The sequence below is a fragment of the Sulfurisphaera ohwakuensis genome, assembly GCF_009729055.1.
Classification (GTDB): Archaea; Thermoproteota; Thermoprotei_A; order Sulfolobales; family Sulfolobaceae; genus Sulfurisphaera; species Sulfurisphaera ohwakuensis.
In genome coordinates this window covers 631,000-642,778 of record NZ_CP045484.1, presented here as the reverse complement: position 1 = coordinate 642,778, position 11,779 = coordinate 631,000, and the positions used below count along the sequence as shown (strand labels likewise).

Sequence of the window (11,779 nt, the reverse complement as noted above, 5' to 3'; positions counted from 1 at the left end):
CAATCGAAGAAAATTTTTCCCTTTAGCATAAAAATTTATTGTGGCTTTAATTAATTAAGCCCACTTTTGTGTGGTCTCTATGCGTCTTAAAAATAGCGAAAGTGCTGCAGCTATGAAATCTAAGGCCGATGAGATATAGAACGAGACCCTGAGTGCATGCATAAATGGTGGTGCAATAGCTTGTGGGAACCATTGTCTGCTGGTTATAGTATCGATTACCGACTTGCTTAATGATGAAATTATTTGAGGAGGTAATGCAGATAATAGAGTCTTAACAGGGTCATAGCCGAGGAAAGCTGAAAACAGTGCAGCACTCACTGGTATTTTAGAAGCTATAGGAGCTAATTGGGGTGCACCAGCGTGTATAAATGCATTATAAAGTGCGTTAGGTAACGTTAAGGACAGTACACTTATTATTATAGTAAAGAATATAGCGAAACTTGCAGTTTGTGCACCAGACCAGAGAGTATTCCTCATTCCTGCTGCTGCTCCTCTATCCCTACCTGGAACACCACCCATAATTGATGAAGTACTAGGGGCTACAAACATTCCCATACCCATCCCCATTATGAAAGTTATCGCTAGGAATTCCCATAAATTGAAGTTATAGGACAATGTGCTTAACGCTAGGAAGCCTACACCCAGTATCGCTAAGCCTAAGCTGGAAAAGATTCTCGGTCCGTACTTATCTGACAATACTCCAGCTATAGGTCCCATTATAGGGGCTCCTAAGCTCATAGGTATTAGGTAAATCCCAGCCCAGAAAGGAGTCTGTGAGTATGGTATTCCGTGTAAAGGCAACCATATACCTTGGAGGAGTATTATAAGTACTAGGGTTAGTCCTCCGAAGGAAAATGCGAAGAGTAATTGGGCTAAATTTCCTAGCATAAACGATCTTATCTTGAATAGGCCTAAGTTGAACATTGGGTATTTTACTCTCCTTTCTATGAACGGGAATATGGCTAGGAGTACTGCTCCAGATATTAACGAGGCTATTACATATGGGTTATTCCAACCAGTCTGTGAAATTCCGTAAGGCATAAGACCGTATGTTATACCCAAAAGTATGAGTATTAAACCCCCAGCAAATATTATATTACCTACCCAGTCTATTTTCTCTCCCTTAGCTAAGGGACCCGTCTCTTTTAATGTTCGATAGCTCCATATTGTGCCTAAAATTCCTATCGGGACGCTCACAAAGAATACTAACCTCCAGTTTATTGGAGCTAAGATCCCCCCTAAGATTAGTCCCAGTATTGTACCAACTATTGTGGACATCTGGTTCATACCCATTGCTTTTCCTCTTTCGTTTGGGGGAAAGGCATCTGTTAATAAAGCTGTAGTATTTGCGAAGAGGAAAGTAGCTCCTATGGCTTCTATAATCCTAAATATGACTAGCTCTAGCGCCCCTATAGTACCAGTGTTAGGGGTTAACGTTAGTAGGACAGCACCTATTGTGAATATTACAAATCCTAAATTGTAGAGTTTGACCCTTCCGTATATGTCAGAAAGCCTGCCGAAATTGACTAAGAATGATGCACCTATAATTCCATATCCCATTAAAAACCACAGTAAGTACTGAAATGTTGAAGGTTCGACCGGGTTTATTTGAATCCCTCTGAAAATTGCAGGTAGAGAGATAAGCACTATTGTACCGTCTACCGAGGCAATAAAAAGGGCAAGAGTTGTATTTAGGAGGACGATCCATTTGTACTCCATTTTATCTCCTCTCATTATCTAGGAGAGCGTTTTAAAAAGGGTTAGATCTAGTTAAATTTTTTTAACCAATCTAGGCAAAATTATTAAAGTACTAATTATAGTTAAAACTTTCTAACTTTATTGTTTATTTATATATTATCGAACTCGATAATCATATATGGGAATCGAACATGCAAATAAGAAAGCATCGGAAATAAGTAAAGAAAATAGAGCAGTTTTTAGCTGGATTTTCCGTTGGATTGTAGGATACAAGTGATGTAAGTGAAAGAAAAATTAAAAAAGAGAATATCTCCTTTTTTCACTATTTATAAAAATGGTGAAAAATATATAGTATTCGCTGAATCTTCTGGTTTAATAGAGCTAAATGAAATAGAATTTAATAATCTATTCTCAATAAATTCGGACGAGTTAATGGATATTAGAATGCTAATACCAGAAAAGGAAGAGAAAATTAACGTCTTTGCTATTAATATAATACTGACAGCTCAACACCTAGTTAACCTCTACGTGTCAATTAATGACTTACCTAAATATGAAAATACGTTAATAATTTCAACGAATATAAATTCGCTACTTTCAATCAATGACGAGCTATTAAAGTTCGAAAAGGTTCTCGTATCATATGCTATGGATCCTTATAGGTTCTTTATTTATGTGATGAAGAAAAACAATCCTTGTATTTATGAGATTTATCTTTGGTTAAAAAATTCAAGATTAATTTTAGAGATAAAAGTTGACGGAAAAGTTATAGTTGAAGCATCTCTTAAATTAAATGAATTCGCGGAGTTCTTATTATTAGGTCTTTCTAAACTGCTCTTAAATAGCAGTAAATATGATGGTAAGCTAATTTACGTAGACCTATTGGAAGGAGAGCTTGTAGTAAATACCCCCTTAAAAATCCCTGGGTGCCTAAAATGCAAGAAGTTATAATCAATGAATTTCTAGGATCTGCTTTTGGCTACGATATAGAAAAGTATGATAATGTAGTGATAACTAAGCTGTTAAACTATGTAAACTATGATTTACTCGAATCATTTTTAGCAATAAAATACATTAAACCTAAATTTCTCGCATTTCCCCCAGAATTTATACCCCTTTTAAAATATTTGCAAAATCTTGTCCCTGCGGGCGGTAAGGGAGAAACAAGAGAAGAAAGCCTTATGGGTGCTATTGGAGAGTTTTTAGAAAGATTCTATGGTTCATTAACCTTCTTTGATGACGATACATCGCTTTTCGGAAAAGTCGAAGAACTGAAAGAGAGAGTTAATATTCTCCCTACAAGTTACAAGTTCTTTTCGAAAGAGCAACTTAAAAAGCTGTCCTTTTTTAAGGACTATTCAGATGAAGTAGTCCTAACATTTACAGAGGCTACTTCTTATAAAGATAATAATAGCAGTTATTCTACTTTAACGTAACTTAAAAGTTTTCATCAAACCTAGAGCATCACCTAAACGAATTTCAACGAACCTGAGAAACTCCTCAAGTTAAGGGAGCTAATCAAATCTCTAACCGTGTTAACAACCATCACGAAGAGAAGCAAGTAACCTTGAAACCTCTTCCTCTTTAAGAAAGAGGAATCTTGCATACCAAGAGCCTTAATATCCTTGTGAAACTTCTCTATCTCCCACCTAATCCTCCAAGTAGCCTCTATCTCCTCATCACTCAAGCTAAGATCAGTGGAGTACAAGCTAAGCCTATTATCTTTATATTCCAGTACTAACAACTTTATAGTAATAACTCGACTCTCAAGGGTTAGGTCAGCCAAGTAAGAGCTTGGAGGAAGATCTCGGACGTGGATGTGCCCCTCCACATCCAACGTCCCCCCTCCCTCCAAACACCTAACCCTTAAGAGCCTCCTATTAGACCTCAACTCAGAAACAACACAACCCCTCACCAACTTCTCAGACCAATACCAAGAATCAAACACAACCCTAGCTATGGTGAATTTACTCTTGAGTATCTCAATTATTTCTGCAGCCATCTCTATCTTTGTCTTGAATTCGCTCACCATCCCGCTTTCCCACATTTTTCTTGTTGCGTATGGGAAAGCGCCGACCAAGTAGTTTTTTCCCGTGGCCAAGTCGTGTAGTGCTATTGTGAGGACTTGTATTCCCGGTTCGAATTTCTTGTGTGTGGAGCAGTAGAAGATGTAGTTCCCGTATCTGCTTGCTATTTCTTCTATTCTTGAGTATGGTTTGTGGTCGAATGTGTCGTCTATTATAATCACTACGGGTCCTACTATTGTTTTGCTTAGTGTATCAAGGTAGTGTTTCCATGCTTCTTCAAGGCGTTCTAGTGCTTCTAATAGGTTTGTGTAGTTTAGTCCGAATGTTATTGCTGTGTTTCTTATGCTTGCTCTTCCTCCTATTAGTGTCATGAGTGTTAGGCCTAGTGCTACTTTTCTTTTGAGTCCCTTCATTCTCAGTATTCCAACTAGGTGGTTGAATGCCTTGATGAATTCGCTCCTTGCAACTTCTAGTTCCTTCTCGTTCTTCATACTTTTTAATCAATTATGTGGTAAATTAAAAACTTTATCGGTAGTACTGAAAGTTTTGTATTACCAAGGAAAAGTAGAATAACTGCTAAAAATACAAAAAACTCAACGCCTAAAACTAGAAAAACCAAGTTGAAGGCATACCCAAGAAACCTATATAGGTTATATTAGCCGGGGAGAATAATACTCCTTGGCTGGCGAAACATGGTCGACCCCTTAACTGAAGCAAAGTCTTCGAATGAGGGCGTGACAAACCCCTACCGTCGGACTGAACATTGTGGAAAAAATCCACCGATATATAAAGAGGTAATAGGAATAGACATATCAAAAGATCACCTAATTACAAGTAGGGGAGGGAAAGAAAATACGAGAACAACTTGAAGGGTTATGAAGAAATCCTTGAGATGAAACCTTGCGCAATAGTTTTAGAGTCCACTGGAGTATACGCAATAAGACCTAGCCAATACTTCAAAGAGAGAGGGATAAGAGTACTACAAGTAAGCCAAACTATCAAGAGAAAAGGAGTTTAGGGGAAAGAAAAAACAGATTTTTGTGACGCGGAAAAATTAGAAAACATGGTTGATAAGGCTAAGGAGTATGAGTATAACCCCTTAAGAGAACTAATAACACTCTACCTATTCCTCAAGCACATAGAGACGAAATACAAAAACAGACTAAAGAGACGCTATTCCTAGTAAGTGATAAGATAAGTAAGGAAAGGTTAGGAAAAACTCGCAAAGGGAGATTTTACACAAGAAGAGCTCTACAACCTACAATACATCCCCTTGGTACTCGAAGAGATCAAAGTCCTAGCAAAAACACTCCTAGAAAACGCAAGAGAGGTTAAAAGAGGTTAGGAAGATGATTGAGGAACAAGTTCCCGAGGATCGCGTTTTGTTAGCAATCCCGGAAATTGGTAGGCTTGCAGCTAGTATAATTATTGGTATTGCTAGTGATATTAAGCGTTTTCCTAAACCGGAATTATTTGTTGTCTTTTGTGGTCTTGACCCAGTTGTGGAGAGGAGTGGCAAGGTTGTGGTGAGTAGGGGGATTTCTAAGAAGGGTAATAAGTATTTGCGTAGTTTATTCTACTTCTTGGCAAAGATGAATTATTCTAGGAACCCTACTTTGTTGAAGTTTTATGAGTCTCATAAGGATAGGCTTCAAGGTAAGAAGTTGTATACTGCTTTAGCAAGGAAGTTGGCAAGGATTGTGTGGAGTGTTTGATATAATAATAGGCCTTATGAGCCAAAGAAGAGGCCTTCCCCTTAATAGCCATGTGAGTTGAAAGGACTCACGTGGCAATGTTAGTTGACACTATGCTTAAAATATGACCGAAAGATTTATTGCTGAATGCCCCAATGACGAAGTTGACAAGTAGTTGATTACGTCTACTGAATAGAAACCGGCATCTAGTGCTACTAGTTCTATTTCTAGACCTAATGCTAGTATCTGCTGTATTAGATTTTGAACTATTTCTAGTCTAGTTATCCTTTTTCTGTGCGTGTGAATGCTAGTGTTTTTCTCTTTACTCTTGTTGTTGTGTAGTTCTATGCGTAGCCTTTTTCTGAGCCGCTTAGTCCTTCTACTGGTTTTCCCTTGTATTTTATTGATGTCCGGTCTATTGATATTTTTACGCGTTTTCTTTCGTTTAGTTCTTTGATTGAGGTTGTTTTGATCGCGTTTAGTATTTGTTCTATTACTTGTTCTTCCACGTAGTTTCTTATTGTTTGTGATGATATGTTAAACTCTTTTGCCTTGTTTTCTACGGAATCTTTTGCTAGTGCTGCTGTTACAAGTGTTTTCTTGACTTCTTCTGCCTTTCTTCCCTTTATGATGAAAATTTCCTTGATTTGTACACGTATTTTAGGGTAGATGTAGTCTATATTTTCAAGTGTTTCTCCCCTAAAGTAATACAGGCTACATCTACCTTAACTTTTTCTCTAATTACAAATTTTCGAGATAATAGATAATTATTCCTTGTAATTATTTTTGTAAAATGAATTTGGGGTCTAAGGTAACGTGAAAAATGATTCAGCCCATATGGGCTTATGTTGTTTCGCTCCTTACCTATTTATTTGTTTTTTCTCTTGTGATACTTGGTTTTTTTCATTCACCTGATTTGCGAGAATTCTGCGCAAGAGATTTTTATTAACAGGGAAGTATAAGATGAAAGACTTCATGAAAAAACTTACTCGTTAATTGTATAAAGTTTATTTAAACGATAACCAAATGTTTTAACGTTTATTTATCACGAGAAATATAAGACCTAAAATAACTGAAATTATTGAGGAAATCAGAATAGAAGTTTTAACAGAAAACTCAAGGTAACTGAAAAGATAACCCATAAACCAACCTACTTGTTGAAATGAGTTTATTATCCCAAATGCTTCTGGACTTCTCTCTTTGCTCTCCTCTAAAGCACTAGGAATTATAGCCTCCCAAAGTCCGAAAAAGAGTGCAAACATTGGATTAAAGTAAATAAGGTATATCAGAGAGAAAAGAACTAGGTAAAGAGATAGAAAGAATCTTCTTGCAAACTTAGAATATAAAAAAGTAAAGAATGCACCTATCATTTCAGCCAAAGTAGCTATAAGACCAATATTTTCGTAACTCATCAAATAATTTTGTTTAAGGACTAAGTATATGAATGGAAAAGCTAATGCGATAGGTAGAATAACCACTATAGGAATTAATAGTTTTACATCAAAGACTAGAGAGTCTTTTATAATTTGAATTTCATTAAGGCTTATTAGAGGAAGTGCAGTCAAAGCCATAAGGATTCCGCCTATAAGGAAAACAGCCCTTAATCCAAGAACTGAGGCAATTATTCCGCCAATAAAAGGAGTAAAAAGAGAAGGTATAATGGAAATTGCCCATATTTTCGAAATGGTTCCCTTACCTAAGTTATTCATGTAGGAATAATAACTGGGTAAAGATATGAAGAACATTGAGGCAATTACGTAAGATATAATCAGAAAAGATAAGGATGTTGAAAAAGAAAACAGAATAAGCCCTAAGCCGGAAAATATACCACCTAACATCATTGTTTTCACAAGACCAATTTTTCTAGCTAACTTACTCCCGATAAGTGGCATGGGAATTGCAAATAGAGTAGAAATTAAATAGAGGATTGTGACGTCTTTCACAAATTTTACAGCAAATAGTGAAACAAAGGGATAATAAAGGTAATATGAAAGTCCCCAAATAAACCAACTACTTGCCAGCTTAGCTTCACTATTCATGCATGAAAAATTTTTTCTTTCCTTTTAAGATTATTTTTATTTTTTTCTATTTATAATAACCTTAACAGTTAGGGTAAAAGATTTTTATGCTTGTTTAAATTACTTATACTGATAGATATGACTGAAAAACTCTCAGAACAATTACAACAATTGGGTGAACAAAACTTAGAGGAGAAGGCAGACTATAATATGAGATACTACAAGTATTTATATAAAAAGAGCGTTGAAGAGCCTGATAAATTCTGGGGAGAGTTAGCTGAAGAGTTAATTACATGGTACGAACCATGGAAACAAGCTTTTGTCCAAGAAGAAGGTTTACTTACAAAATGGTTTGTCGGTGGAAAACTTAATGCTTCCTATAACGCTATAGATAGACATTTAAATTCTCCTAGGAAATATAAGGCTGCAATATTCTGGGAGAGTGAAAGGGGAGAAAAGAAGGTAGTCACGTATCAAGACCTATTTTATGAGGTTAATAAATGGGCTAACGCATTAAGGGAACTTGGAGTAAAGAAGGGCGATAGAGTAACAATTTACATGCCTTTAACACCGGAAGGAGTAATAGCTAAACTAGCTGTTGCAAGGTTAGGAGCAATACATTCAGTTGTGTTTGCCGGATTTGGTGCACAAGCGTTAGCTGACAGAATTGCAGATGCTGGAGCTAAAGTTGTAATTACTGCGGATGCATACTATAGACGAGGAAAGCTCGTGGAATTAAAGAAAACTGTAGATGAAGCATTAAATATTCTCGGTGATAAAAGCCCGGTACAAAAAGTTTTAGTTTATAAGAGAACTGGTACTGAAATACCCTTCAAAGAGGGTAGAGATGTTTACTTTGATGAAGTAGGAAAGTATAAGTACATTGAGCCAGTACCGGTTGAAGCCACGGAACCATTATTCATTCTATACACTTCTGGAACAACTGGTAAGCCTAAGGGAATAGTTCATAGTACTGGAGGTTACTTAGTGGGAACAGCAGTTATGTTACTGTGGAGTTATGGTTTAAGCCAAGAGAATGATGTACTGTTCAATACTTCAGACATCGGATGGATTGTTGGACACTCTTACATTACTTATTCACCGTTAGTAATGGGTAGAAGTATCGTAATCTATGAGAGTGCCCCAGATTATCCTTATCCAGATAAATGGGCAGAAATGATAGAGAAATATAGGGCAACAACATTTGGTACTTCAGCTACAGCAATAAGAACATTAATGAAATACGGTGAAGATTACGTAAAGCAACACGACTTGTCATCATTAAGGATAATTGTAACTAATGGTGAACCATTGAATTATGCTCCATGGAAGTGGGGATTAGAAGTAGTTGGAGGAGGAAAAGTATTTATGTCGCATCAGTGGTGGCAAACTGAGACCGGAGGTCCTAATATTGGTTATATTCCCGGCGTAGTTTACTTACCAATGAAATCTGGACCAGCTGTAGGTTTTGCATTGCCCGGTAATAAAGTAACTGTGGTTAATGAGGAAGGAAAAGAAACTAAGCCTAGAGAAAGAGGTTATTTAGTTATGCTACCTCCATTCCCACCAATGATGATGATAGGTATGTGGAATGACCCAGATAACGAGAGGTTAAAGAAAACATACTTCAGTAAATTCCCGGGAATTTATTATCCAGGAGATTATGCAATGGTTGATGAAGATGGCTACATATGGGTAATGGGTAGAGCTGATGAAACAATTAAAGTTGCTGCTCATAGAATTGGTGCTGGAGAGGTTGAATCAATAGTAACATCTCATCCAGCAGTAGCTGAAGCTGCAGCTGTAGGAATTCCAGATCCTGTTAAAGGGGAAGCTGTTCATCTATTTGTAGTACTAAAAGTTGGTTACAAACCCTCACCTCAGCTAGCTAGAGAGATACAAGAGCATGTAAGGAAATACATGGGAGCAATAGTAACTCCAGAGGTACATTTTGTAGATAAATTACCTAAGACTAGATCTGGTAAAATTATGAGAAGAGTAATTAAAGCAGTTATGATGGGACAAAGTGCTGGTGATATAACCACTCTTGAAGACGAGGCATCAATGGATGAGATTAAGAAAGCAGTAGAAGAGTTTAAGAAATCATTAAGCCAATGATTTTCTAAGATCCTTTATTTTCCTATGTTTCTCAGAATTTACGACTTAATAGTAAATAATAGTGCTTTTATACTAATTTAATTATCTAGCCTACTATTTGGAATTTAATCTCTGTTTAATTTTGTAATTGATAAAATTAGTTTTGATTATTAATACATCTTTAGTAAAAAAGCACTTCTAAACTAGTTCATCTGTAAAAATTACATTGAGCTCATTTTTAAATGGCTCAATTTCTTTTTCTCTTTTAAACATTACTGGTATTCCTAGAATTTTAGCGGTAGCAATACTACTTGCATCAGCTAAAGATATCGGATACTTACATTTTAATCTGTATATTTCTCCCCTTACGTTAGTAAAAGGAAATACATTAAAATAACCACTTGATTTTAGAAATACTTCTACTTCTTCAACTTTTTCTATGTTATTCTTTCTGCATATTATATATTTAATTTCCTCTAGATTTAATTCGTTTATAACTATCTCATCTAAGTTTTCCTCTACAAATTTCTCTATTTTCTTTCCTTCATTGCTACCCAAAAGGATATCTATAACGACTCCCGAATCAAATACCATACTTCTCTTTTTCGTACTCAAGTTCTTTTCTCCTCTCTTTCCTTAAATCTTCATATGATATATTGGGTACTAAGCCAACCATTTTCCTTAAAATTTCAGGATTTTTCCTCCTATATAACGAAAGTAAGTATTCTATGACGTCGTTAAAGTCCACTTTTTCACCCCTTTCTATTTGAAGCTCTCCCATTATCTTTAACAGCTCTCTTTTAACCTCTTTTGATACTCTAATAGTTTCAGACATCACATTATCACTTTGTAACAAAATATATAATCTTTACTTCTCTGTTTAATCTTTTTTAGAGAGTATACTTCTTCAGACTTAAGCTTATTATTTCACATAGTGCTTTACGGATTGTTTGAATTTTTAACAAAACTAATGCTAGGTTTTACTTTTAAATTAACACTCGATTTTGAATTTAACAAACATTGATGAAGTTAATATCTGAGAAAATTAAAGTACTTGACAAAGTATGATTTACCGATGCGTTAATTCTTCCCAGGAAGCAATGATCATCTATTCTCATCCTCTGAGTAGGACTGTAAAAACTATTAAGAATGCTATAATACCCATTATTCCAGCAAAAATATAAGAATATGAGTAACTGTACTGATAAAGGAATCCCATTATAGTATTCCCTATCAAGACTCCAATACTTCTTCCAAAGGATAAGGCACCCATTGCTGTACCAGTTTCGCTTCTAGATAATTTCGAAATTATTGTTGGTTCAAAGGTTTCTGTGGATGCTACTGCAATTCCCATAATTACAGATAATGGATATATTGATATAACTCCTAGAGGAGAGAGAAAAGCAAATCCAAATGAGGTAAGCCCAGCTAATAAATATCCTAAGAATGCTAATCCTTTAACTTCTTCAAGCTTTATTTTTCCAAATACGTACCCGAATAAAGAAGATGAAGCAAGGAATACTCCGTACGTTAATGTTGCGAGGTAAAACCTTCTTGTAAATTCTTCTGTTGTGATTATCGGAAATCCAAAACTATATTGAGTAAAAGCAAAGAACATTGTAGAAATTACAATAGTTAAAGCAACTTTACCAGGCTTTTTCGGAATACCTTTTCCGCCAGCTTTAACAAACACTAAAAATAACGTAGAAATTATTAGGGGAATTGAGGTAAAAATCAGAATCTCTGTAGCTTTAACCCCGAAGTATAATGCAATAGTTAAGTATGCGACAGCCAACGTTGCTCCAGCAATATCTAAAGCATGTAGAATACCATAAGCCTCTTTTCTTTCGCTCTCTTCAGTAACTTCAGAAAGCATAGCCCTTCTGGCTGGAGTTCTAAAATTCCTAAACCACCAACCAAACATAAATAAAAATAAAGCTTCTATGTAATTCACTGCTAGACCCGTAAAAGACAGAATAATAATTAACGCATTTCCAATCACAGCTATAAGTTTCCTTCCGTATTTATCTGCCAAATAACCTCCAAGAATCGACATTAGACTTCCACCACCGTAATTCAGGGCTTCAGCAATACCGTATAGGAAAATTGGGGCGTGAAAGTAGAAGACGAAGATTATAGGAAAAGATGCTACAGCAGCTTGATATCCTAAATCTGCAAAGAAAGCTGAAAATGAAATTTTTAATACTTCGCTTCTCCTTTTAATAGTCATATTTAAAAAAACGAA

General features: G+C 35.8%; 9 protein-coding genes and 3 pseudogenes. 4 read left to right on the top strand and 8 right to left on the bottom strand.

The window, feature by feature from the left end:
* Nucleotides 1-54: 54 nt before the first annotated feature.
* Entirely contained in the window at nucleotides 55-1,719 is a 1,665-nt protein-coding gene (locus D1869_RS03860; protein WP_156013995.1) for an MFS transporter, read from the bottom strand.
* 261 nt (nucleotides 1,720-1,980) lie between these two features.
* Between D1869_RS03860 and D1869_RS03855 the strand changes: the two genes are divergently transcribed.
* Nucleotides 1,981-2,649 carry a hypothetical protein gene (locus tag D1869_RS03855; protein WP_156013994.1) on the top strand — a complete coding sequence of 223 codons (669 nt, stop codon included), beginning with the start codon at nucleotides 1,981-1,983 and terminating at the stop codon, nucleotides 2,647-2,649.
* Complete coding sequence (locus tag D1869_RS03850; RefSeq protein ID WP_156013993.1) at nucleotides 2,634-3,134, top strand: YcaO-like family protein; 501 nt, start codon at nucleotides 2,634-2,636, stop codon at nucleotides 3,132-3,134. The genes D1869_RS03855 and D1869_RS03850 overlap by 16 nt, the downstream gene beginning before the upstream one ends.
* On the opposite strand, the pseudogene D1869_RS03845 reads toward D1869_RS03850, so the two are convergent.
* Nucleotides 3,126-4,216: pseudogene (locus D1869_RS03845) on the bottom strand (transposase). The gene D1869_RS03850 and the pseudogene D1869_RS03845 sit on opposite strands and share 9 nt — an antisense overlap.
* A 201-nt stretch (nucleotides 4,217-4,417) precedes the next feature.
* Here D1869_RS03845 and D1869_RS03840 point away from each other — a divergent pair.
* Nucleotides 4,418-5,440 (top strand): annotated as a pseudogene (locus tag D1869_RS03840) (IS110 family RNA-guided transposase).
* 323 nt (nucleotides 5,441-5,763) lie between these two features.
* Here the strand turns inward: D1869_RS03840 and D1869_RS15305 are convergent.
* The 3 genes and pseudogenes from D1869_RS15305 to D1869_RS03830 form a co-directional block, all read right to left on the bottom strand.
* Nucleotides 5,764-5,928: a hypothetical protein gene (locus D1869_RS15305; RefSeq protein WP_231113695.1), complete on the bottom strand. Its 165-nt coding sequence runs from the start codon at nucleotides 5,926-5,928 to the stop codon at nucleotides 5,764-5,766.
* Nucleotides 5,929-5,979: 51 nt separating this feature from the next.
* Nucleotides 5,980-6,048, bottom strand: a pseudogene (locus D1869_RS15300) (DUF4322 domain-containing protein); the annotation flags it as partial.
* A gap of 402 nt (nucleotides 6,049-6,450) precedes the next feature.
* On the bottom strand, nucleotides 6,451-7,458 hold the full coding sequence (locus D1869_RS03830; protein WP_156013991.1) for an MFS transporter: 1,008 nt from the start codon (nucleotides 7,456-7,458) through the stop codon (nucleotides 6,451-6,453).
* A 117-nt stretch (nucleotides 7,459-7,575) separates the two neighbouring features.
* Here D1869_RS03830 and acs point away from each other — a divergent pair, with 117 nt between their 5' ends.
* Nucleotides 7,576-9,555 carry an acetate--CoA ligase gene (gene acs / locus D1869_RS03825; protein ID WP_156015897.1) on the top strand — a complete coding sequence of 660 codons (1,980 nt, stop codon included), beginning with the start codon at nucleotides 7,576-7,578 and terminating at the stop codon, nucleotides 9,553-9,555.
* 177 nt (nucleotides 9,556-9,732) lie between these two features.
* Here acs and D1869_RS03820 read toward each other — a convergent pair whose 3' ends face one another.
* The 3 genes from D1869_RS03820 to D1869_RS03810 all read right to left on the bottom strand — a co-directional run bounded on the left by D1869_RS03820 (nucleotide 9,733) and on the right by D1869_RS03810 (nucleotide 11,764).
* Complete coding sequence (locus D1869_RS03820; protein WP_156013990.1) at nucleotides 9,733-10,149, bottom strand: type II toxin-antitoxin system VapC family toxin; 417 nt, start codon at nucleotides 10,147-10,149, stop codon at nucleotides 9,733-9,735.
* Nucleotides 10,118-10,369 carry a VapB-type antitoxin gene (locus tag D1869_RS03815; RefSeq protein WP_156013989.1) on the bottom strand — a complete coding sequence of 84 codons (252 nt, stop codon included), beginning with the start codon at nucleotides 10,367-10,369 and terminating at the stop codon, nucleotides 10,118-10,120. The genes D1869_RS03820 and D1869_RS03815 overlap by 32 nt, the downstream gene beginning before the upstream one ends.
* 279 nt (nucleotides 10,370-10,648) lie before the next feature.
* Nucleotides 10,649-11,764: an MFS transporter gene (locus D1869_RS03810; RefSeq protein WP_156013988.1), complete on the bottom strand. Its 1,116-nt coding sequence runs from the start codon at nucleotides 11,762-11,764 to the stop codon at nucleotides 10,649-10,651.
* Between the last annotated feature and the right edge of the window lie 15 nt (nucleotides 11,765-11,779).

What these genes read in the sequence shown, in the direction of transcription:
- D1869_RS03810 (WP_156013988.1), bottom strand. Translation starts at nt 11,764, where the DNA reads ATGACTATTAAAAGGAGAAGCGAAGTATTAAAAATTTCATTTTCAGCT.
- D1869_RS03815 (WP_156013989.1), bottom strand. Translation starts at nt 10,369, where the DNA reads ATGTCTGAAACTATTAGAGTATCAAAAGAGGTTAAAAGAGAGCTGTTA.
- acs (WP_156015897.1), top strand. Translation starts at nt 7,576, where the DNA reads ATGACTGAAAAACTCTCAGAACAATTACAACAATTGGGTGAACAAAAC.
- D1869_RS03850 (WP_156013993.1), top strand. Translation starts at nt 2,634, where the DNA reads ATGCAAGAAGTTATAATCAATGAATTTCTAGGATCTGCTTTTGGCTAC.
- D1869_RS03860 (WP_156013995.1), bottom strand. Translation starts at nt 1,719, where the DNA reads ATGGAGTACAAATGGATCGTCCTCCTAAATACAACTCTTGCCCTTTTT.
- D1869_RS03830 (WP_156013991.1), bottom strand. Translation starts at nt 7,458, where the DNA reads ATGAATAGTGAAGCTAAGCTGGCAAGTAGTTGGTTTATTTGGGGACTT.